This window comes from Mycobacterium sp. SMC-21 (assembly GCF_045310825.1).
Taxonomy (GTDB): Bacteria; Actinomycetota; Actinomycetes; order Mycobacteriales; family Mycobacteriaceae; genus Mycobacterium.
In genome coordinates, this window is record NZ_JBJIAO010000027.1 from 1 (window position 1) to 21089 (window position 21089).

Genomic DNA, 21089 nt, shown 5'->3' on the forward strand with positions numbered 1-21089 from the left:
CGGCCGACAACCCGGCCACCCCGACCGGAACGGAGGTCGCCTGAAAAACACCAATCCACAGGTATTGACAATTACTCCGGCACCTCGGCCTGACCGCGGAGCTGGCGGGCCTGGCGTTGCGGCGCGGACATCTGAGCGCCGGAGTAATTCTCGATGCGCACGGTCGCCGCACCGACCAGGATGACGTCGGCCTGCTGGCGCATATAGCCGAACAGTGCCCGGTCCCCAGGACCGGCCAGGCCGCCGGCGCGGCCGTCGTCGGTGGCGCCGCCGTCCAGGCTGGAGATCATGTTGGCCCGCACCCACGGCCGGTCCAGCTCCGCGGGGTAGCTGTAGAACGGCGCCAGCAGCGTGTCGTCGCCGGTCTCCGGGTCGGCCGGGAAGGCAGCGCCTACCGCGCTGAGCTCTGTGAGCTGCGTCGCAGCGTCGGGATCGGACACGTGAATCATTGCAACACGCCGCTATGGTGCGTAAATGCCTGGGGCCAGCGAAGTCGCGCACCTGACCGATCGTCATCCGACCGTCACGCCGGAAAGACTGATCGCCGAACTGGTCCCGCCGCCCACGTTCGCCGACGTCAGCTACGACTCCTACCGGCCCGATCCGAACGAGCCGTCGCAGGCCGCCGCGGTGGTCTCGGCGCGCAAGTTCTGCGAGGACGCGGTCCGCCAGCGGGCCGGCAAGAAGAAGCTGTTCGGCAAGCGTGAAGCACTGCCCGGGGTCGGCATGTACCTCGACGGCGGCTTCGGTGTCGGCAAGACCCACCTCCTGGCCTCGACGTACTACACGCTGGCCGGCGCGAACGCGGGCCCCGCCGCGTTTGCCACGTTCGGTGAGCTGACGCAGCTGGCCGGCGTCTTCGGCTTCACCGAGTGCATCGACCTGCTGTCCGACTATGTGGTGGTCTGCATCGATGAGTTCGAGCTCGACGATCCCGGCAACACCACGCTGATCTCCCGGCTGCTCTCGGCGCTCGTCGAGCGCGGCGTCTCGATTGCGGCGACGTCGAACACGCTGCCCGAACAGCTCGGTGAGGGCCGCTTCGCCGCGCAGGACTTCCTGCGCGAGATCAACACGCTGTCGAGCATTTTCACCACCGTGCGGGTCGAGGGCCCCGACTACCGGCAGCGTGCGCTGCCGTCGGCCCCGGTGCCGCCGTCGGAGGAGCAGGTCCGGTCCTGGGCCGTCGGCGTCGACGACGCCACGCTCGACGAGTTCGACGCGCTGTGCGCGCACCTGGCGACCATGCACCCGTCGCGCTATCACGCGTTGATCGAAGGTGTGCAGCAGGTTTTCATCACCGGCGTGCACGTGGTCTACGACCAGTCCGTCGCGCTGCGGCTGGTGTCGCTCATCGACCGGCTGTACGACGCGGGCATTCCGGTCGTGGCGTCGGGGGAGAAGATGAACACCGTCTTCAGCGACGAGATGCTGGCCGGCGGCTTCCGCAAGAAGTATCTGCGGGCCACGTCCCGCCTGCTCGCGCTGACCCACGAGGGCACTCAGCTGCACGCCTGAGGTCTACAGCGGCCGCACCAACACGTAGTCGCTCTCGGTCCGGGCGCCGAGCTCGAACGTCTTGGTGCCGGTGACCTCGAACCCGTGCTTGCGGTAAAAGCGTTGGGCGCGTTCGTTTTCCTGATTGACGCCGAGCCACACGCAGCGGGCGCCGTGCTCCCGGGCATAGGCGACCGACGCATCCATGAGCGTCGCCGCGACGTCGCCGCCGTGGGCGTCGGGCAGCACGTAGCACTTGGACAATTCGACGGCCGGCCGTTCCGGCACGGCGCGCTGCACGTCGTCGTCATCGGCCACCCCGCGAATCAGCATGGTATAGCCCAGGATTCGCGCCTCGTCGTGCGCGACGAACACCGCGCGCTCGGGATCGCGCAGGTAGTCACCGAACCGATCGGCGGACAGGTTGCCGGCGATGAAGGCCGCGATGTTCTCCGGCGTCGACGACGGTGGGCAGGCCAACGGGAACGTCGCGGCGGCCACGTCGGCGAGTTCGACGAGATCGTCGGTCTGAGCCTGCCGAACCTGCACCGTCATCGGGATCTCCTTGTCCGGAAACACAAAACTGCCCCTGTCCGCACGGGGCAGGGGCAGTTTATGTCCGGACGTGTGAGTCTCAGGGCAGCTGGTCGCCCGGCTGCCAGATGTTCCACTGCGCGAGATGGGTACCGGTGGCCGGGTTGAGCATGACCACGTTGGTCACCAAGCCGCGGTAGACGTCCCAGTAGACGACGCCGTCGACGGTCGAGCCCGCGGGCGCGCTCAGCAGCTTGAGTTCCAGCGCGTTGGGGTCGTCGGTGTGCTTGGAGGCGTAGGCGTCGGCGTAGGGGGTGACGCCGCTGAACGTGACCCCGGTGGCCATCCAGTGGGGATTGGGCGTCGAGATGACGTGCACGGTGACATCGGCCTTCCACGGGCCGCCCTGGGCGCGCCAGCGCGGCGAGCCGTTCCAGGTCCAGCCCGGCGGTTCGTCCGACGGCAGCACGTTGTGGACGGTGACGTCCGCGACGAGGCCCTTGTAGTCGACGCGCAGCGTCTGGCCGAGGTTGCCGATGCTCGTCTCGGCCGCCGCGGCGGGCGCCAGCGTGGCCGCCAGCAGGGTCAACGCGCCGAGCAAACCCGCCAGCCAGCGGTAGGTCCTGTTGCCATTCACGCCCGTGCTCATCGCGTCCTCTCCGTTATGACTGCATCGCATGATGGCACACCGCCATCATGACCTCGCCGGAATGGAGTAGATCTCGCCACTCGGCCGACGTCAGTGGGGCGTTTTGTCCCTGTCAGTGGACACTCACGCGGGCCCGGACTGCTCGCCGGCCGACTGCTGGGCGGCAACGAAGTCGGTGAGCATCTTCTCGAGCTCGGTTTCGAGACGACCCTTGTCGACACCGAGCCGGTGCAGGGGGCCGTCGGCGTCCTCGGATTCGAGCAGAGCCAGCAGGATGTGTTCGGTCCCGATGTAGTTGTGCCCCAACCGAAGTGCCTCGCGGAACGTCAGTTCCAGGACCTTCTTCGCGGCGCCGTCGAACGGGATCAGCGCCTTGGGCTCGGCAGTGCCGACGGGCACGGCGGCGGCCGTGCGGATCTGGTCGGCGGTGACGCCCTGGTTGCTCAGCAGCACCATGGCCAGTGACCCCGGGTCGGTCAGCAGCCCGAGCAACAGATGGTCGGTGGTGATCTCGGCGCTGCGCGACGTGTGCGCGGCCTGCTGGGCTTCGACGACAGCGGTGCGGGCGCGCGGGGTGAAGCGGCTGAACCCGTCCTTGGGATCCATGGTGTCGAATCGGGGTTCCTTGGGGACGAAGCGTTTCTGGGCGGCTTGTTTGGTGACGCCCATGCTGGTGCCGATGTCGGTCCACGACGCTCCCGAGCGGCGGGCCTGGTCGACGAAGTGGCCGATGAGATGGTCGGCGATGTCGCCGAGATGCTCGGCAGCGAGCATCGCGTCGGTGAGTTGGTCGAGCGGTTCGGTGTGCACCTTCTTGATTGCCTCGATGAGGTCGTCGAGGCGGATGGTGCCGGCGATCGGATTGGGGGTGGAGGTGTGCGCGGATTCAGCAGATGTAGCCATGCGTCAACCGTAGGTTGACGCATGGGATTCGTCAACCGCAAGTTGACGGAAGCTACGACTGTCGCAGGGTGTCCCAGTCGTGCTCGGTTTCCAACTGCTCGATCGCCTTGGCGGTGCGCTCTTTCAGCACGATGGTCACGGTCAGGGCGAGCAGGCCACCGACCAGCAGCGCGACCCAGGAGAACCGGGCCAGCCATTTCTCGGCGGCCACGCCCAGGTAGTAGACGACAGCCGTGGTGCCGCAGGCCCACACGATGCCGCCGGCCGCGTTGGCGGCCAGGAAGCGCGTGTAGTGCATCTTGAGCGCCCCGGCCAGCGGCCCGGCGAAGATGCGCAGCAGTGCGACGAAGCGGCCGAAGAAGACGGCCCAGACACCCCAGCGGCTGAAGAGCCGGCGGGCCAGTGCGACGTGGCCGGGGCCGAAGTGTTTGGGAAACCGTCGGCCCAGGCGCTCGAACAGGGACATGCCGAACCGGCGGCCGATGCTGTAGCCGATCGAGTCGCCGATGATGGCGCCGGCCGCGGCGGACAGTCCGACGCCCATCGGGTCGATGTCCAGCGTGTGCCGGGACGACATGACGGCGGCCGTGACCAGAATGATCTCGCCCGGCAGGGGAATGCCCAGACTTTCGAGCCCGATCACGAGCCCGACCACGAGATACACCGCCACCGGCGGGATCGATTGCAGCAGCGCGTCGACGTCCATGCCGCTAAGGATGCACTACTACGGCGTAGCTGGAGGTGCGGGCGCCGCCGGTGCGGGTGCGGGCGCCGGGGCCGGAGCGCCGCCGCCTCCGCCGAGGGTTCCGAGAATCGCGATCGCGGCGCGCGCCTGCGGCGAAATGTTGGGACCCGGTCCGGCGGAGTCCGGCGCGGCATCGGTGACGTGCCACGGCTGGCAGCCGCTGGTCTTGAACGCCTTGTCGGTCTCATCGATGAGCACGACCTGCGCCTTGGCGGTCATCGCGCTGTCGATGACGTTGTTCTTGGCGTGCGGGTCCACGTTGTTCATCCGCCGCCAGTAGCAGCGCTTGTCGCCGACGGGTCCGGCGGTGGCGTAGGTGCCGGGCGCGATGTCCTTGCCCACGATGAACAGCCCGTCACCGTCGATGCTGGTCTTCGGGCCTGCGGCGGGAGCCGCGGGACCCGGGGAAGCGGGCGTGGGGTCGGCCACGGCAACCGCCGTCGATGCGCCCCAGCTCACCACGGCCAGTGCCGCGGCGGCGGCGATCGACGTCTTTGAGCTCATGACGACAAAGTTTAGCTCTTCTAGCAATGTGTGTGGGGCGCTGAGTGGCGGAGAAAACAGCGCAGGGCGTGGGCCGTTGCGGCCCACGCCCTGAAATGTCTCTCGCGAGATCAGTGCTGCGGTGCGAAGACGCCGCCGACGAGGCCGACGAGCTGCTGGGTGGCGAAGGTGCCGAGCTGGCCTGCGCCCTGCTCGTAGTAGGTGCCGGCGGTGCCCGCGGCCTGGTTGTAGTAGGTGCCGGCCTGGCCGAGGGCCTGCTCGTTCTGGGTGCCGAACGTGCCGATGGCGTGGTTCAGCTGGGTGCCGAACTGGCCGATCTGCTGGATCGGGTTCGGGGGCGGCGGGGTCGGTGCGGCCGAGGCAGCGCCGGCGCCGGCGAGCGCGACGATGGCGGCGCCTCCAGCGAGAGCGATCGATCCTGCGATGCGAGTGGTGATGTTAGCCATGGTTGGTGTCCCTCCTGGAGCGAAACTCGCTTACAGCAAACATTTGTAGTCCACATTCGGGCGTTGTGCAACCAATTGAGCGAACTTTGCTGAAATGTTCATGTAACAGATTCGGATTTGCTGACTGAAAGTACGAGTCGGCCCGCCTGTTGCCTGATGGGGCTGGTGTGGCTCGGGGCGGACTCGCTCGGCCGATTGCGGAGATTTGGGCGACGAGTGATGTGAACTGCGCCGATGCCGGTGTGGTTACGTCAATTGATTAGGCGGCCCACCGACAGGCGCGCGAGGCTGCGAAGGTATGCGCGATGAATTAGCTGGCGGGCCCGTCAACATCGGCCGATGGCTACTGGTAGCACCGTCCTGAACTAGATGATCGAAGTACAGCAGTAAATCGTTACGCACCGGCTGAGGCAAATCCGTCAGCGTTCACTGTGACAGCGCCTTCGGGGCGTTGAGTGGTGGTGGGATGCCCTGGCGGAGACGGCCGCAAACACATAGGCTATGACCATCTGACCAAAGGAGTCATAGCTATGGCGGTGGCGTTCACTTCCGACGAGAAAGCGCGCATTGCGTGCACCCTGGTCGATACGGCCGAGCAGCTCTTCGCCGCCCAGGGGCTGAAGAAGACGTCGCTGGATGAACTCGTCCGGCGGGCGGGGATCGCCAAGGGCAGTTTCTACGCGTTCTTCGACTCGAAGGAGTCGCTCTATCTCGAGGTGATGCTGCGGCGGGCGCCCCGGATGGGAGCTCGGCTCAGCGAGGCACTGGGTCGGCCGGTCGACGAGGAGAACCTCGTCTGCCTCATGCGTGCCATCACCGATGTGCTCGTCGACGATCCGTTCTATCGGAGGCTGCTGACGCATACCGACGAGCTCACGGCGGTCAGCCGCCGCGTCGGGCCCGAGCAACTCGCGCGCGTCATGCCGCAGATCGTCAGCCCGGTGCTCGACCACCTCGCGGCCGGCCAGCGGGATGGCGTCCTGGTCGACGACATCGCCCCGGACACCCTGCTGGGCGTCATCCGGACCGTCGGTCTGCTGGTGATGAACCGTGACCGGTTCGGCGCCGGCTACGACGACGTGCTCGAGGCGACCATCCGAACTCTGGCGAGGGGAATGCTGCGATGAAGCTCTTGGACAAGTACGCCCGCGCCGCGGGCATGAGCGACGAGGCCTGGCGGCGCCACGCCAACCCATGGAGCGTGTGGACGCGATTCGCCGCCATCCCGCTGATGATGCTCGCGATCTGGAGTCGCGTCTGGATCGGCTGGTGGGCCCTGGTGCCCGTCGGCGTGGTCATCGCGTGGTTGTGGTGGAACCCGCACGCGTTCGCGCCCGTCGACAGGCCGGTCGCCTGGTCCTCCCGCGGCATCTACGGCGAGCGGCTGTGGATGCAGGACCGGTCGCAGATGCCGGCGGGATTCGCTGTCGTCCAAAGAATTTGGGTCGCCGGCGCGGTGACCGGTGCCGTGTTGCTGACGTGGGGGCTCGGCGCGCTGCTCATCTGGCCGACCGTGTTCGGCGCCGTCCTGGTGGTGTACGGGCAGCTCTGGCGGATCGACCGGCTGGGCATCTTCTACGACGAGGTGGCCGCCGGTCGGTGACCGGACTCTGTTATCTCGTTTCGGCCTCGTGTGGGGGAGCGCTGCGCGAGAATATGTCGATGCGCGAGTTCAGCGAAGAGCTAGCGATCGACGACGTCGTGGCACGCCTGGCGGCGCGCTATCCGGCCCTTGATCCCGCGCAGATTGCCATTGCGGTTCGGCGCGCGCATGAAGCCTTCGCGTCCTGCACGGTGCGGGATTTCGTGCCACTTCTTGTCGAGCGACACGTCCGTGAAGAACTGGATGAAGGCCGGCGGGCCGCCGCGGTCTGAGCCCGCTCGGCGGGCTCTGCTCAGCCCTCGCAGGCGATGCCGTCGTTGTCGCGATCTTGGGACGCCTTGTAGTCGGGATCGCCCTGCGGAATGTTGTACCGACCGTCGGCATGAGCTGCCGAACAGTTCTTGTATCCGGATGCCTGCGCGACGGGGGCGATGGCCACGCCGGCAGAGGTGATCAGGGCAGCAACGATCAACGTACGCAACATTTCGACCTCGGAGAGTTAGCTCGGTTCGGCAATATGCCGATATTGCGAGCTGGACGTTACAGCCATCATCACTGGCCTGTACGTGGATTCGAGAAAAAACAGCGCGATGGTACGAATATATTGCGGGTTGCTGGGTGCGGGTAAAAAGAAGGCCCGGTTCGAAAACCGGGCCTTATCGTGAAACTCTGGTGCGCGATACTGGGATTGAACCAGTGACCTCTTCCGTGTCAGGGAAGCGCTCTCCCGCTGAGCTAATCGCGCCGGGTTGAAACTTTTGGAGGTGGAGACGGGAATCGAACCCGTGTGCACGGCTTTGCAGGCCGTTGCCTCACCACTCGGCCACTCCACCACTGGGGCTGATGCCATTCGCACCTTCGAGCGGATGACGGGATTCGAACCCGCGACCCTCACCTTGGCAAGGTGATGCGCTACCAACTGCGCTACATCCGCGTTTCGCTCCGGTTGAACTTTGTTCGTCCGTTGCGATGCAAGACATTAGTGCACGAATGCGAGCAGATACAAATCGCGTGAAAACCGCTGGTAAACGGCCTGGTTCGCAGAGGTGACGACGTCTTGGCCGGTGTTTCGGACGTTGTGTCCCGTGACTCCTGAGGCGGCGCGGGGATGGGTTCGGTCGGTCCCGGCGGGCGTTGTCCGGCGCCGGCGGGACGCGATTCCCGTTCGGGTCGCGGGACGTGTTAGTGTCTGTCGTCGCACCGATCCGGTCGGTGAGATTCCCCGGTCTCGTAGCTCAGGGGGAGAGCGTCCGCCTCACACGCGGAAGGTCACTGGTTCGATCCCAGTCGGGACCACCACACAATCCCACCGTCACGCATCGTCGGGCATGACGGTTTCCCATTGCCCGAACTGCTGCAGATTCACACTGGCGGCCAGCTTGATCGAGGCGGCATTGTCCAGCTGGCATCGGTATTGCGGCTCGAATCCCTGCGTGAGCGCGTAGCGAAACATCTCACGTACCAACGTGTTTGCGTGCCCTCGGCGTCGCGCGGAGTCCAGAGTCAGGACTCCGATGTCGGCCAGCGGAAACACGTCGTCCCACGGGTACATGCTGCCGATGCTGGCGAGGTGCCCGTGTTCGTCGAACGTGCCGAATACTGCCCAATGGTCGAGCTCCACATACGCGCCGTCCCAGTCTTCTTCGGAGACAGCCGCTTTGAACGACGCGAAGATGTCGGCGTCGCGATCGGTCAGTGGGCGGACGTTGACTGATCCGGTGTCGCGGAGAATGTCGTCGGCCGCCGATTCTGAGAGATAAAACACATTGTCGGCGCCGTTCAGCACGACGCCCCGGGTGGCCAGTGCGGCTCTGATGTCGGCCTCGGTCGGATTGTCGAGTGCGGCAATGTCATTGGTCAGCACGTCGGCGAGAGCGGGGCTCACGGCGATCAACACCCGGTCGTCGTGGGCCGTCCGCAGGATCGCGGCGCTGTCGTCGTGGGCGCGGTCGGGGTTGACGGTGATCGTCAGATGTTCGTTGGTGTGCAACGTCTTTCCGCTGAACGCGGCGGCCCAGTAGTCGGTGACGACCGGCGAGAAGTCGGACACGGCTGAACTCCTGGGGGCGCTGGCGGGTTGACCTGGACAGGTCGCATCTTTCAGAGCCTTCGCCCGATGGGCAACGCATTTTCTCGGACTGCGGCACCCACCTGCTAGCCTTAATGAATATAGTTTTCATTATCGTTAACTGGGCGGGGGATGCGTGATGGCAATGCCGGTGTGGATGGCGTTGCCGCCGGAGGTGCATTCGGCACTGCTCAGCAGCGGTCCGGGCCCGGGTCCATTGCTCGCGGCCGCCGCCGAATGGTCCTCGCTCGGCGCGACCTACACGGCAGTCGCCGAGGAGCTTCGGGCCGTCCTCGCGGCTACGCACGCGGGCGCGTGGCAGGGGCCGACCGTCGAGAGATATGTGGCCGCACACGTTCCGTATCTGGAGTGGCTGACCCAGAGCGGCCTGGAAAGCCACGCCCGCGCAGCCCGGCATGAGGCTGTCGCCGGCGCCTACAGCGCCGCGTTGGCCACGATGCCCACACTCGCCGAACTGGCCGCCAACCACGCGACACAGGCCGCACTGGTGGCCACAAACTTCTTTGGTATCAACACGATTCCCATCGCGGTCACCGAGGCCGACTACGTCCGCATGTGGGTACAGGCCGCGACTGCGATGGCGACGTATGAAGCCGTTTCTGAGATGACAACGACATCCGCGCCGCACGCCACGCCCGCGCCGCAGATCGTGGCGCACGACGACCACGATCATGACCACGACCACGATCATGACCACGGCCACGGCGATCTGGATCCGACGGATCTGGAGTGGTGGTTCGACGTCGGCGCCGAGATGGGCGAACACCTCGAACTGTTGTGGAACAACTTGCTGACCGATCCCGCCGCACTGCTGACCAATCTGCCGATGGTGTTGGCGGACGTGACTTTCCATGCCTCCCAACTGGCTTCGGTGCTGGGCCAGTTCGCGCCGGCGTTGATCCAGCCGGCACTTGGCCTGGCGATCGCCAACCTCGGTTGGGTGGCCGGTTTCGCGGGGCTGGCGGGCATCCAGGTGCCTCCGACGGCGATCGGTGCGGAGCCGCTGCCCGCGGCGCAGGAAACGCCCATGCCCGCCATCGCCACGGCCCCGACGCCGAGTCCGGTGTCAACGGCCGCCCCCGCGTCCGGCCCGGCAAGTGCCTCGGCACCGGCGCCGACCGGCACGGTGTCGTCGCCCGCCACACCGGCACCCAGTGCACCGCCGCCAGTCGGCGACCCCGGCTTTCCGTATGCGGTCGGTGACGGTTCGGGAATCGGCGCGAGCGCGTGGCTTCAGCGTCAGACGCGTGTCGACGCCGCCGCGTCGGCGCGGGAGTCCGCGACGGCCCGAGAAGCCTCGGCCGCTGCGGCGGCGGCCCGGCAGGCACGCCGACGCCGAAGTCGGCGCCAACAAGAAGGTGACGCTGTCGAATACATGGACCTCGATGTCGCCCCGGAATGGGCATCCGGCGTATCGGACAGCGGCGCCGGGCCCATGGGGTTCACCGGGGCGGTATCGAGGGCGGGAACGACCCCGGCCGGATTGACCGCGGTAACCGGCGACCAGTTCGGCGACGGCGCGCGTGCGCCGATGCTGCCGAGCACCTGGAGTCCCGACGAGAACGGCTAGGCGGATTCGTTCTTCTCGACCTTGTCGGCTGCGGCCAATGCGTTCAGCTGGTTCTGCAGCAGCTGCATCGAGGTGCGCGCGTAGATCATCTGGCTGGTGATCGCCATCTGCGCGCGCCCGCGGCCCAGGAAGGTGACGAACCAGGTGAACAGTGTCGTCACGCGGTTCTTGTAGCCCACCAGATAGACCAGGTGTAGCACCAGCCACGACAGCCACGCGAACGGTCCGGCAAATTCCAGCTTCTTCTTGGTCAACGGCACCGGCACTTGCGCGACCGCGTCGAACCGCGACACGGTCGCCATGCTGCCCTTGTCCCAGTACTTGAAGGGCTCGCGGTTGGCCGGGTCGTCCTGGCCGGCCAGGGACCGCTTGATGATGTCGGCGGCATAGGTGGCGCCCTGGATCGCACCCTGCGCCATGCCCGGCACGCCTGGGACGGCCATGAGATCACCGATGACGAAGACGTTCGGGTGCCCCTTGACCGTGAGGTCGGGTTCGACGACGACGCGGCCGGCCCGGTCGGTCTCGGTGCCGTCGGACTGCTCGGCGATGAGCTTGCCCAGCGGGCTCGCCTGCACACCGGCCGACCAGACCTTGCAGGCGCAGTCGATGCGGCGCTCGGTGCCGTCCTTGTCCTTGACGGTGATGCCCTTGTAGTCGACGTCGCTGACCATCGCGTTGAGCTGGATCTCGACGCCGAGTTTCTCCAGGCGTTTCTGCGCCTTGGCGCCGAGCTTGGGACCCATCGGCGGCAGCACCGCGGGCGCGGCGTCCAGCAGGATCACGCGGCAGTCCTGCGGCTTGATGCTGCGGAACGCTCCGGCCAGGGTGCGCTCCGCCAACTCGGCGATCTGCCCGGCCAGTTCGACGCCGGTCGGTCCGGCGCCCACGACGACGAACGTCAGCCGGCGGTCGCGTTCCGCGGGGTCGGTGACCACCTCGGCGGCCTCGAATGCACCCAGGATGCGGCCGCGCAGTTCGAGGGCGTCGTCGATGGTCTTCATACCGGGCGCGAACGTCGCGAAGTGGTCGTTGCCGAAGTACGACTGCTGGGCACCGGCCGCGACGATCAGGCTGTCGTACGGCGTGACCGTCACTTGCGACATGAGCTTGGAGGTGACGGTCTGTGCCTTCAGATCGATGTGCTCGACCTCGCCGAGGCGGACCGTGACGTTCTTCTGCTTGCGCAGGACCAGTCGCGTCGTCGGCGCGATCTCGCCTTCGGACAGGATGCCGGTGGCGACCTGGTACAGCAATGGCTGGAAGAGGTGGGTCGTCGTGCGTGAGATCAAAGTGATGTCGACGTCGGCACGTTTGAGGGCCTTGGCGGCCTGCAGGCCACCGAATCCCGATCCGATGACGACGACGCGATGACGCTGGGACGCGATGGTCATGTGGCTCCTTCGGGCGCAACGTAGGACCGAACGACAGGGCCAACATACTGGGAGTTGACGAACTATGGGCGGCAACGGGTTGACCTGCGGTGGAACGCCATTGGCCGGAGCACGTTTGCGGGCGGGCTAAGCGGGAATCGCAATAACGATGAACCATTGGCATTACGGCAATTACGCCCCACCGCACCCGATCCCGCCGGCACTGCCGAGAGCGGACCGGGGCGACTTCACCGTGGCCGGCCATTGGCTCCTTGCCAGACTCGGGAAACGGGTATTGCGGCCCGGCGGCATGCATTTGACGCGCGCGTTGCTGGACGATGTGGACGTCAGCAATGCCGATGTCGTCGAATTCGCGCCCGGTATGGGGCGTACCGCGGCCGAGATTTTGGCCCGTGCCCCGCGTTCGTACCTGGGTGTGGAACAGGACCGTGATGCCGCCGACACCGCCGCTCTGGTAGCGGGGCAAGACAATGTGCGCGTCGGCGATGCCGCACATACGGGCCTGCCCGACGGCAGCGCGGACGTGGTGATCGGCGAGTGGCTGCTCACCCTGCACGACGCGGACGCCAAGGAGGCGATCGTCGCGGAAGCCGCGCGGTTGCTGCGCCCGGGGGGTCGCTATGCCGTGCACGAATTGGCGATGGCGCCCGACACCCAGGCCGAGGCTGCCGACATCGCGGGCCAGTTGGCCGGCGCCGCGCTGACCAAGATCCGGCCGCTGACGGTGGCGGGATGGGAGCAACTGCTGGCGGATGCGGGGCTGACGGTCGAGCGGGTGCGGATCGCGCGAGCGTCACCGCTGGCGCTGCGACGCCAGATCGCTGACGAAGGTGTCTGGGGCGCAATCTGTTTCGTCGCGAAGCTCGCGGGGCATCCGGAAGCCCGTCGCCGGGTCAGGCAGTTGCGGGTGTCCTATTCACGACATCGCGCGCATCTGGCGGCCGTTGGGCTGGTTGCCTACAAACCGGCCGGCTAGCTGTACTGACCACGGACGTTAGGTACGGCGTGGCGTGGTGACATGACGAAGACCTCCGAGTGAAGTGCGAGCTGTCTAGGAACGCACCAACCCTCTCGGAGGTCTTCATGTCACACCGTAATGCTCCATTGTCTGAAACTGGTCGTCTGCGGCTGGCTCGTTGTGTTGTTGAGGACGGCTGGTCGCTGCGCCGGGCTGCCGAGCGGTTCCAGGTCGCGGTCACCACAGCCCAGCGGTGGGCCTGCCGGTACCGCCAATTCGGGCCGGCCGGTATGGCTGACCGCAGTTCACGACCGCACCGCAGCCCCAACCAGACCCCGACACGCACCGAACGCCGGATCATCAAAGTACGGATCATCCGCCGCTGGGGACCAGCCCGAATCGGCTATCTGCTGGGCATTCATCCCTCGACCGTGCACCGGGTTCTGAGCCGCTACGGAGTGGCCCGGCTGCGCTGGCTGGACCGCCCAACAGGCCGAGTCATCCGCCGCATCGAGACAGCATCAGTCGGCGAGCTGGTCCACATCGACATCAAGAAGATCGGCAAGGTTCCCGCCGGAGGCGGTTGGCGGATGCTGGGCCGCGCCGCGGGTAATCACAACGCCCAGGCCTGTCGCTTGCCAGGGTGATGGGACCACCTGATTGCCAGGGGGATGGGACCACCGTGGCGCGTTATTGAGGATGCTCGTCGGCGGGGTCTGGGTCAAGCTGAGGGCGGGTCCGTTGGCGGTAGGACGGTCCTTCGATGACCAGGGTGTGCGCGGCGGAGGTCAGTCGGTCGATGGCTGATTGGGCGAGCAGGGTGTCGGCGGTCATGGTCAGCCATTCGGCGGGCTCGCGGTTCGACGTCATGATCGTGGTCTTGGCGCGGTGGCGCTCGACGACGATTTCGTAGAAGTCGCTGGTTTCGGTGGCGTCGAGGGGGCGTAGCGCGAAGTCGTCGATGATCAGAACGTCGACGGCGGCCAGGCGGCGGATCTCGGCGTCGACGGTGTGGTCGAGGCGGGCGGCGCGCAGCCGGGTGAACAGTTTGTCGGCGCGGCCGAACACGACGGTGTGTCTGCGTCGAATAGCCATGTTTCCCAATGCTGTTGCCAGATGCGTCTTGCCAACGCCGACGGGCCCGAGGACGATCGCGGACTGGCCGGCATCGAGGAACCGTAGCGAGGTGAGATCACCGAGCAGGGTGCGGTCATAGCGCAGGTCGCCGTGGGCGGTCCAGGTATCAAACCGCATGCTCGGATCGAGTCCGGCTTTGGCCGCTCGTAGTGCCGCGGAGCGGGATTCGCGTCGGGAGACCTCGTCAGCCAGCAGTGTTTCCAGGAAGCCGATGTGGCTGAGTTTGTGTTGTCGGGCCAAGGCGGCGCGTTCGGGCAGGGTGTCAGCCAGTGCACCGAGCTTGAGGGCTTTGAGCAGTCGGAGCAGATCAGCGCCGATCGGGTCGGTAGCTCCACGGGCGGTGGTAGTCATGTCAGCGGTTCTCCTCGGAAACGATGGTCAATGATGTTGGGGTGGAGTTGAATTCGGAAGGATCACGGGCGAAGCGGGTCGCGGTGTGACCGACCGCTTTCGGCAGGGCCGGGGAGCTGGTCTCGGTGGCACGCTCGAGCATGGAGGCGATCTTGTTCACCGAGACGACATCGAGATCCAGCGACAATGAACAGGCCTGTTCGACCCGGTCGGCGCCGTAGCGGCGCACCAGACCCAGCAGCCGGTAGACGGTACGCATCTTCGTCCAGGGCAGCCGGTCATCGAGGATGCGTTCGGCGTAGATCCCGACGTTGGGGCCGTGCGCGGCGCAGGTGGCGATCAATGTCGTCACATCGCGCAGCGCGTAGCCGGTCTTGTGTTCGGGCAGATCAGCGGGGTCGGTGCTGCGCCCACCGGCCGGTTGGCGGGGATGGACCTTGACCAGCACGCCGCGGCGATAGAACTTCACCAGCTCGGTGTCGGCGCGCACGTCCAGGTACTGACCGATCCAGCATTCGGGCAGCGAATACAGGGCCTTGGCGACCTCGGCGTGGAAGTCGCGGTGGACCTTGACCGTCTTGAACACCGGCACGTCATAGACCTGCGGCACCGCCAACAGCCGGGGCTGCTCTTCGTCGGTGAACACCTCCAGCGGGCGTGCGCAGGTGGTGCCGTGGGTGCGGGTGCCCGCAGTGTCACGACACCACGCTGTGGCGGCGTCCTGCGCCTGCTGCAGACTGGTGAATGTTTCTCCGTCCCAGAAGTTTCGCCGCACGTACTGCACGGCGCGTTCCACCCGTGGCTTGTCTTTCGGCGAGGCCACCCTGGCGGGGTCGGTCAGAAACCCGCTATGCCCGGCGTAGTCCAGCCAGCCCTGGCTGAACTGCGGGTTGACCGCGTCCGCGGCGGCGATCACCGGTTTGAGGTTGTCGGGGATCAGCACGGCGAACACCCCGCCGAAGAACTCCCAGGCCGCCTCGCAGCCGGCGATCACCGCGGCCAGGGTCTGCGAGTACGACAACCACACGAACATGTGCCGGGAGTACACCGCGGTGAAGATCAGCGCGTGCACCTTGCGGCGGCGCCCGTCAGCAGCGTCGGTGAGCATCCCCAGGTAGCCGAAGTCGACCTGGCACTCCACTCCGGGATCGCCATCAGCGACCCGCACCGTGAGGTCTTTGCGGCCGAAACCGCAACGCTGGCTGGCGAATCGGTGCAACGTCCGATACGGCACCACACACCCCTGCCGGGCCAACAGGGTGTGGATCTTCGTGACCGTCAACGGCCGATGCTCACCGGTGCCGGCCACCCAGGCGGTGATCTGATCTTCGAAGCCCACCAGCTGCTCCCACGCCGCCCCGTGGCCATCGGGGCGCACCGGACGCACCGCCTCGGCAACCATCCCGATCAACGCATCATCGACCGCGCTGACGTCGTCGTCGCGACGCAAACCCGCCGCCTGGGCGGCCTCGACGTAGCGGCGCACCGTCTTGCGGTCCAGGCCGCAATGCGCGGCAATGCTGCGGTACCCCGGCGCCGGCAGTCCCACCACCCCCAGCCACACCCGCAGCACTTCCCTGATCTCATTCACACTGACCTCCCGAAAAGCCATGCCCGCCGACCTCCGTGACCTTGAGCCGTCACGGCGATCGAACGAACAAATGAAAAGACCACCGACGCGACGCGCCGGTGGTCCCATAACTGGCAATCCAGGTGGTCCCATCACCCTGGCAAAAATCAGGTCACACTGGTCCCATCCTCATGGCAGACGACAAGGCCGACAGGAGTAGCGGAACGACCAACAAGTACGGCAACCCGCTGCGCGGCTATCACTTCATTCACACCGCCATCGACGCGCACTCGCGGCTGGTCTACTCCGAACTGTTGGCCGACGAGGGCAAAGACACCGCCGCCGACTTCTGGCAGCGCGCCAACGCCTGGTTCACCGAACGAGGGATACACGTGCGAAAGGTGTTGACCGACAACGGGAACTGCTATCGATCACACGTCTTCCGTGACGCACTCGGGGATGTCGAGCACCGACGCACCCGACCCTACCGGCCCCAGACCAACGGCAAGGTGGAGCGCTTTCATCGAACGCTGGCCGATGAATGGGCCTACGCCCGCCTCTACACCAGCGACGCCGAGCGCTGCGCTGAATACCCCCGATGGCTACACACCTACAATCACCACCGCGGCCACACCGCACTCGGCGGCCAACCACCTGCTACCCGCGTGCCTAACCTCTCAGGGCAGTACAGCTAGCGGGCGGCCGGCAGCTCGATGCCCATCTGTTGCAAGGCTTTTCGCATGGAGCTGTCGCCGCGGTCCAGGTAGCCGCTCAGCTGGTCGAGCGACGCGTCCGCCGTGCCCGGCGTCATCATCGTGCAGACGCGGGCGAACGACCGGAAGTTGTCGATGCTGTCCTGCAACGACGAGTTGACGTCCGCGTCGGGAGTCGGCAGATTCTTGCCGAGATCGTCCAACGTGCCTTGCAGTTTCGTGCAATCCCGCGACATGGCGACGAAGTCGTGCGCGGTCATGGCTTCCCCGACTGTGCCGAGCGTGCCGCCCAGGCTGGAAACCGAATCGGTGATGGGGCGTTGCCACTTGAGGTCATCTGGCGCGCCTGCCTGTCCCGGCACGGTCTGCGTGCAGGCACTGAGCAGTACGCCTGCCACTGCGAGTGCCGCGATTCGACGCATATAGCCAGCGTAGGCGAGTTGGTGGTCGCATGAGAGTCTGGCTGCATGAGACGCACAGTGTTCGCGGCGGCGTCGGTGCTGGTCGTGGCGGCGATGGCAGCATGCAGCTCGCCGCAGGAGAAATCCACGCCGAAGGCGCTGACGGTGTGCAGCACCGGCGATTATCGCCCGTTCACCTACCGTGACGCCGCCGGCGAGTGGAGCGGCATGGACATCGATCTGGTCCGGGATTTCGCCCGAGAATCCGGTGTGGAGCTGCATCTGGTGCCCACCACCTGGCCGACGCTGATGGCGGATCTGGGTCAGAAATGTGAACTGGCGGTTGGCGGTATCAGCGTCACCGCAGACCGGGCCGCCAAGGCGCTGTTCTCCGAGCCGTATCTGCGCGACGGTAAAGCTGCGATAGTGCGGTGCGCCGATGCCGCGAAGTACCGCTCGCTATCCGACATCGACCGCGGGGGAGTGCGCGTGGTCGCCAATCCCGGCGGTACCAATGAACAATTCGACCGCGCCAATCTGCACCACGCCACCATCATCGAATATCCGGACAACAATACCATTTTCGATCAGGTCATCGAGGGCAAGGCCGACGTCATGATCACCGACGGCAGCGAAATCCGTTGGCAGGTAACGCAACATCCGCAATTATGCGGAGTGTCGACCGACCAGCCGTTCACCGTCGCGCAGAAGGCCTACCTGATACCCAAGGATGCCGTGTCGCTGCAACAGCGAATCAACAAGTGGCTCAGCACTATTCAAGGTGATGGCCGCTACGCGGCGGTCAGCCGCAAGTGGCTGGGTGCGGACATCGGGCCGAAGTAGCCGGCCTAGCGCAGTGCGCCGTTGATGACCGGCTTGTCGATGATGCCCATCTCCACACCCCATTTGGTGGCGATCTCCCGGTATTCACCGGTCTGCATCAGATGTTTGAGCGCCGCCTGCAACGCGGCAGCGAGCGACGAGCCCTTGGCCACCGGCCACCCGTAGGGCTGCGCATCGACGATGCCGCCGGCCGCTTCCAGCTTGCCGCCGCTGAGTTTGATGGCGTAGCCGGTGACGGGCGAGTCGGCTGCCATGGCGTCGACGGTGCCGGCAAGCAGTGCAGCGGTGACGCCGTCCTGGCCGGCGATCGGGACGATCTCGATGGGTGCCACACCGGCCGCAACGCATGCCGCGCTGCGGGCGGGCAGGTGGTCGGTCTCCTCGACCGAGCCGAGGTGCACGCCCACCCGTAATCCGCACGCCGCGTTGGGATCCACACTCGATCCGGCCCGCCTGGCCCACAGCACGCCGGCCTTGAAGTACGTCACGAAGTCGGCCGACTTCTCCCGCTGTTTGGTGTCGGTGGTGGAGGACGCCCCGACCGAAATGATGCCGTCATGCACCGAAGCGACGATCTTGGAGATGCCGATCTCCCGGAACTCCGGCTCGAGCCCGAGGACCCGGCTCACCGCCGTCATCAGGTCGACGTCGAAGCCCGTGAACTTGCCGTCGGGCGCCTTGAATTCATTTGGCGCATAAGGAATGTTGACTCCGACGACCAGTCGGCCCGAATCCTTGAGATCGGCAGGTAGCTTGGCGGCGATCGACGGCACCGAACCCGACGGCCCGACCTGGTGTTGCCGGGACCAGTAGAGCCATGCCGTTCCCGCACCGGCGGCCAGCACGATCACCGCGCCGAGGGCGACGACGATCTGCCGGGTGCGGCGCTTCGGTTCGTCGGTCTGCACCGCATGGCGTCCCGAGCCCGTGCGCGTGCCGGTGCGGCCCGAGACGCGGACCTGCGCGCTCAGTGCGGCGCGGGCGTCCGCGGCGAGTTCACCGGCGTGCTGGTAGCGCTTGCCGGGTTTCTTGGCCATGCCTTTGGCGATCACGTCGTCGAATGCGACGAGCCGCCGATCGACGTCGGACGGCTTCGGGGCCGGAGCGCTGACGTGCCCGGCGATCTGGTGCTCGAGACTGTCGGCCGGGTACGGTCGCCGGCCGGTGAGGCATTCGTACAGCACGCAGGTCAGTGCGTAGATGTCCGAGCGCGGGTCGGCCTGGCCGCCCTCGAATCGCTCGGGCGCCATGTACGCCAAGGTGCCGAGAGTGCTTCCGGCCGTGGTCAATCCGTGCTCACCGGCGGTGCGGGCGAGGCCGAAGTCGATCAGGTAGGCGAAGTCGTGATCGGTCACCAGGATGTTGGAGGGCTTGATGTCCCGGTGGATCAACCCGGTTCCGTGCGCGGCGTCCAGGGCCGCGGCGATCTGCTCGATGATTCGGACGGAGAAGTCGGGGCTCGGGCGATGCTCGGTGTCGGCCAGGATCTCGGCGAGGGTGCGCCCTTCGATGAGCCGCATGTCCAGGTAGAGCTGGCTGTCGATCTCGCCGTAACCGTGAATGGGCACGACGTGGGGCTCGTTGAGGCCCGCGGCGGCCTGGGACTCGCGCTTGAACCGCTCCTGGAACACGGGGTCCTTGGCGAGGTGCGGCGGCAGCACCTTGAGCGCGACGGTGCGCTGGGTATTCGTGTCGTAAGCGACGTAGACCTCGCCCATGCCGCCGCGGCCTATCAGTTCGCGCAGCTCGTACTGCCCGAATCGTGTCGGCTCCACCCAGCACTCCTTGGCGTGTCAGTTTCGTGTGAAAGCTACAACACCTGGTCAGCAGTGGCTGGGTGAATCACAGTCAGGTCGTCTGGCGGGGGTGTGCGGGCTGATCGGCCGGAGGTGCAACAGTGACAACACATCGCGGGCCTGCCGCTTCGGCGGCGGAGTGGCAGGCCCGCGCACCGGCCGAGCCGCCCGATCGCTCAAACGGCGCGCAGGTAGCGCTGCGCGATCACCCGCTGAGCGACCCGTGAGACCGGAGCTCCAAGCCGGCTCCACCAGAGCGCCGGCCGCGAGAACGCTGTCGCTTCGGCGAAGACCGCGTCGGTGGCCGGGTCGTAGCGCACGCTGAACAGTTCCTCGCCGGACTCCGGGTGGCCTGGCAGCGTCCCGTATGCGAATCCGCGCCGGTCGGGTTCGTCGACGACGTACACCACGCGGCAGGGGACCTGCACGGGTCCGAGACGGCCCAGCATGTCGGTGCCCGCCGCGGCGGTGACGGTGGTCGCCTCCACACGCATGCCGACACCCCGCTGCATACCCCACCGCAGGACCGCGCCGGCCGCCTCGTCGAATCGTGCTCGACCCGAACCGATCCGGGCCTCCGCGTGCACGTGGTGGTAGCCCTCCGGCAGTTCGCCGGCGGTCGCCCCGACGTCGGGGTAGGTGAATGCCAGCCCGGCCAGGTCGCTCAGTCGCATAGGGCCACCTTGCCACCGTGATAAGAGAAACAGGTGGATAAGCATGCCGGCGGAGGATTCAACCCGCCCAAACCGACCACCCAGGGCGGCCCGGACTACGGCAGGTTCGTCGAATCCGTCCGCATGGCCGGCGACCACGCGCGCGGCGCCGACGCGCCGGACGACGTCATCACCGAGGCCGCGAACCTCATCGAACAGGCCAACGCCCTGCTGGCGCCGTACCGCGCCGATGAGTGGCACTCGCCCTCGGGCCGTCGGCTCGACCTGCCCAACCGCGGCAACGTCCTGAACGTGCCGTCGGATCTCAAGGTCACCGATGACGGCCGGATCGCCGGTCCCGTCCGCTTCCGGCGCTTCCACCTCGGCCGAAACGGTGCCGCGCACGGCGGGTCCATCGGGCTGCTGTTCGACTCGGTGCTGGGGCATGCCGCCTACCGCCTGACCGACAGCCCGTTCCAGCGCACCGCCTACCTGCACATCAACTATCGGCAGATCGTCCCGGTCGAGAAAGACCTGCGCGCCACCGCGACGCTGGAGCGCGTCGAGGGCCGCAAGATCTTCATCACCGGCGCGCTGCTGGACGGCGACACGGTGCTCGCCGACGCCGAGGCCCTCTTCGTCAGGCTCAAGCCGGGTCAGCCTTGAGGCGGCGCTGGCCCGCGAAGCGATGACCGGTGCCGATAGCATGGTCGCGATCGTCACCTAACCAGTA

22 protein-coding genes, 4 tRNA genes and 3 pseudogenes are annotated in these 21089 nt (G+C 66.6%); 11 read left to right on the forward strand and 18 right to left on the reverse strand.

From position 1 onward, the window contains the following. Positions 1-77: 77 nt before the first annotated feature. A pseudogene (locus ACJH6H_RS21380) lies at positions 78-449 on the reverse strand (dihydrofolate reductase family protein); the annotation flags it as partial. A 25-nt stretch (positions 450-474) separates the two neighbouring features. Here ACJH6H_RS21380 and zapE point away from each other — a divergent pair. After that, positions 475-1518: a cell division protein ZapE gene (gene zapE / locus ACJH6H_RS21385; RefSeq protein ID WP_406775768.1), complete on the forward strand. Its 1044-nt coding sequence runs from the start codon at positions 475-477 to the stop codon at positions 1516-1518. Positions 1519-1521: 3 nt separating this feature from the next. Here the strand turns inward: zapE and ACJH6H_RS21390 are convergent, their stop codons facing one another. From ACJH6H_RS21390 to ACJH6H_RS21415, 6 genes are all read right to left on the reverse strand, one after another. Further along, a complete protein-coding gene (locus tag ACJH6H_RS21390) occupies positions 1522-2052 on the reverse strand; it encodes an N-acetyltransferase family protein (RefSeq protein WP_406775769.1) in 531 nt (176 codons plus the stop codon). Between the two features lie 79 nt (positions 2053-2131). Continuing rightward, the gene (locus ACJH6H_RS21395) at positions 2132-2680 is read right to left on the reverse strand and encodes a hypothetical protein (RefSeq protein ID WP_406775770.1); all 549 of its coding nucleotides are present in this window, start codon (positions 2678-2680) and stop codon (positions 2132-2134) included. Positions 2681-2803: 123 nt separating this feature from the next. After that, positions 2804-3583 (reverse strand): Clp protease N-terminal domain-containing protein, encoded by a 780-nt coding sequence (locus tag ACJH6H_RS21400; RefSeq protein ID WP_135356911.1) that lies wholly within the window; start codon positions 3581-3583, stop codon positions 2804-2806. A 52-nt stretch (positions 3584-3635) separates the two neighbouring features. Beyond that, positions 3636-4289 (reverse strand): DedA family protein, encoded by a 654-nt coding sequence (locus ACJH6H_RS21405; RefSeq protein WP_135356912.1) that lies wholly within the window; start codon positions 4287-4289, stop codon positions 3636-3638. Positions 4290-4307: 18 nt separating this feature from the next. Further along, entirely contained in the window at positions 4308-4832 is a 525-nt protein-coding gene (locus ACJH6H_RS21410) for a hypothetical protein (protein ID WP_135356913.1), read from the reverse strand. Between the two features lie 110 nt (positions 4833-4942). Continuing rightward, on the reverse strand, positions 4943-5278 hold the full coding sequence (locus tag ACJH6H_RS21415; RefSeq protein WP_020101798.1) for a hypothetical protein: 336 nt from the start codon (positions 5276-5278) through the stop codon (positions 4943-4945). A 530-nt stretch (positions 5279-5808) separates the two neighbouring features. Here ACJH6H_RS21415 and ACJH6H_RS21420 point away from each other — a divergent pair. Genes ACJH6H_RS21420 through ACJH6H_RS21430 form a run of 3 tightly spaced genes read left to right on the forward strand, consistent with a single transcriptional unit; the run spans position 5809 to position 7153 of the window. Beyond that, on the forward strand, positions 5809-6405 hold the full coding sequence (locus ACJH6H_RS21420) for a TetR/AcrR family transcriptional regulator (RefSeq protein WP_406775771.1): 597 nt from the start codon (positions 5809-5811) through the stop codon (positions 6403-6405). Then, positions 6402-6881: a DUF6653 family protein gene (locus ACJH6H_RS21425; protein ID WP_318984430.1), complete on the forward strand. Its 480-nt coding sequence runs from the start codon at positions 6402-6404 to the stop codon at positions 6879-6881. The genes ACJH6H_RS21420 and ACJH6H_RS21425 overlap by 4 nt, the downstream gene beginning before the upstream one ends. Before the next feature lie 59 nt (positions 6882-6940). Then, entirely contained in the window at positions 6941-7153 is a 213-nt protein-coding gene (locus ACJH6H_RS21430) for a three-helix bundle dimerization domain-containing protein (protein ID WP_406775772.1), read from the forward strand. 20 nt (positions 7154-7173) lie between these two features. Here ACJH6H_RS21430 and ACJH6H_RS21435 read toward each other — a convergent pair whose 3' ends face one another. The 4 genes from ACJH6H_RS21435 to ACJH6H_RS21450 all read right to left on the reverse strand — a co-directional run bounded on the left by ACJH6H_RS21435 (position 7174) and on the right by ACJH6H_RS21450 (position 7815). After that, positions 7174-7365 (reverse strand): excalibur calcium-binding domain-containing protein, encoded by a 192-nt coding sequence (locus tag ACJH6H_RS21435; RefSeq protein WP_318984432.1) that lies wholly within the window; start codon positions 7363-7365, stop codon positions 7174-7176. A 186-nt stretch (positions 7366-7551) separates the two neighbouring features. After that, a tRNA-Val gene (locus ACJH6H_RS21440) sits at positions 7552-7626 on the reverse strand. Between the two features lie 14 nt (positions 7627-7640). Then, a tRNA-Cys gene (locus tag ACJH6H_RS21445) sits at positions 7641-7714 on the reverse strand. Between the two features lie 28 nt (positions 7715-7742). After that, positions 7743-7815: transfer RNA gene (locus ACJH6H_RS21450), tRNA-Gly, on the reverse strand. 290 nt (positions 7816-8105) lie between these two features. Here ACJH6H_RS21450 and ACJH6H_RS21455 point away from each other — a divergent pair. Beyond that, a tRNA-Val gene (locus tag ACJH6H_RS21455) sits at positions 8106-8180 on the forward strand. Between the two features lie 13 nt (positions 8181-8193). Here ACJH6H_RS21455 and ACJH6H_RS21460 read toward each other — a convergent pair. Continuing rightward, on the reverse strand, positions 8194-8931 hold the full coding sequence (locus tag ACJH6H_RS21460) for a GNAT family N-acetyltransferase (RefSeq protein ID WP_318984433.1): 738 nt from the start codon (positions 8929-8931) through the stop codon (positions 8194-8196). 154 nt (positions 8932-9085) lie between these two features. On the opposite strand from ACJH6H_RS21460, the gene ACJH6H_RS21465 reads away from it, so the two are divergent. Beyond that, the gene (locus ACJH6H_RS21465) at positions 9086-10540 is read left to right on the forward strand and encodes a PPE family protein (RefSeq protein WP_406775773.1); all 1455 of its coding nucleotides are present in this window, start codon (positions 9086-9088) and stop codon (positions 10538-10540) included. Here the strand turns inward: ACJH6H_RS21465 and ACJH6H_RS21470 are convergent. Then, positions 10537-11934 carry an NAD(P)/FAD-dependent oxidoreductase gene (locus ACJH6H_RS21470; RefSeq protein ID WP_135356921.1) on the reverse strand — a complete coding sequence of 466 codons (1398 nt, stop codon included), beginning with the start codon at positions 11932-11934 and terminating at the stop codon, positions 10537-10539. The two genes, ACJH6H_RS21465 and ACJH6H_RS21470, sit on opposite strands and share 4 nt — an antisense overlap. A 148-nt stretch (positions 11935-12082) precedes the next feature. On the opposite strand from ACJH6H_RS21470, the gene ACJH6H_RS21475 reads away from it, so the two are divergent. Both ACJH6H_RS21475 and ACJH6H_RS21480 read left to right on the forward strand, forming a co-directional pair. Continuing rightward, a complete protein-coding gene (locus ACJH6H_RS21475; RefSeq protein WP_406775774.1) occupies positions 12083-12910 on the forward strand; it encodes a class I SAM-dependent methyltransferase in 828 nt (275 codons plus the stop codon). A 107-nt stretch (positions 12911-13017) separates the two neighbouring features. After that, positions 13018-13536: pseudogene (locus tag ACJH6H_RS21480) on the forward strand (leucine zipper domain-containing protein); the annotation flags it as partial. A gap of 46 nt (positions 13537-13582) precedes the next feature. On the opposite strand, the gene ACJH6H_RS21485 reads toward ACJH6H_RS21480, so the two are convergent. Next, positions 13583-14380 carry an ATP-binding protein gene (locus ACJH6H_RS21485; protein ID WP_138247680.1) on the reverse strand — a complete coding sequence of 266 codons (798 nt, stop codon included), beginning with the start codon at positions 14378-14380 and terminating at the stop codon, positions 13583-13585. Between the two features lies 1 nt (position 14381). Next, positions 14382-15992, reverse strand: coding sequence for an IS21 family transposase (istA, locus tag ACJH6H_RS21490; RefSeq protein WP_406775775.1), 1611 nt, complete (start codon positions 15990-15992; stop codon positions 14382-14384). 161 nt (positions 15993-16153) lie between these two features. Between istA and ACJH6H_RS21495 the strand changes: the two are divergent. After that, positions 16154-16645: pseudogene (locus ACJH6H_RS21495) on the forward strand (integrase core domain-containing protein); the annotation flags it as partial. Here the strand turns inward: ACJH6H_RS21495 and ACJH6H_RS21500 are convergent. Further along, positions 16642-17085, reverse strand: a complete 444-nt coding sequence (locus tag ACJH6H_RS21500; protein ID WP_212811644.1) for a hypothetical protein — start codon at positions 17083-17085, stop codon at positions 16642-16644. The pseudogene ACJH6H_RS21495 and the gene ACJH6H_RS21500 overlap by 4 nt on opposite strands. A 75-nt stretch (positions 17086-17160) precedes the next feature. Between ACJH6H_RS21500 and ACJH6H_RS21505 the strand changes: the two genes are divergently transcribed. Next, entirely contained in the window at positions 17161-17907 is a 747-nt protein-coding gene (locus tag ACJH6H_RS21505; protein WP_406775776.1) for a transporter substrate-binding domain-containing protein, read from the forward strand. 5 nt (positions 17908-17912) lie between these two features. Here ACJH6H_RS21505 and ACJH6H_RS21510 read toward each other — a convergent pair whose 3' ends face one another. Together ACJH6H_RS21510 and ACJH6H_RS21515 are read right to left on the reverse strand one after the other, a co-directional pair. Next, positions 17913-19682: a bifunctional serine/threonine-protein kinase/transporter substrate-binding domain-containing protein gene (locus ACJH6H_RS21510; protein ID WP_406775777.1), complete on the reverse strand. Its 1770-nt coding sequence runs from the start codon at positions 19680-19682 to the stop codon at positions 17913-17915. Between the two features lie 197 nt (positions 19683-19879). Further along, a complete protein-coding gene (locus tag ACJH6H_RS21515; protein WP_135356927.1) occupies positions 19880-20377 on the reverse strand; it encodes a DUF1990 family protein in 498 nt (165 codons plus the stop codon). A gap of 33 nt (positions 20378-20410) precedes the next feature. Between ACJH6H_RS21515 and ACJH6H_RS21520 the strand changes: the two genes are divergently transcribed. Continuing rightward, positions 20411-21022 carry a PaaI family thioesterase gene (locus ACJH6H_RS21520; RefSeq protein ID WP_212811641.1) on the forward strand — a complete coding sequence of 204 codons (612 nt, stop codon included), beginning with the start codon at positions 20411-20413 and terminating at the stop codon, positions 21020-21022. The last annotated feature ends 67 nt before the right edge of the window (positions 21023-21089 follow it).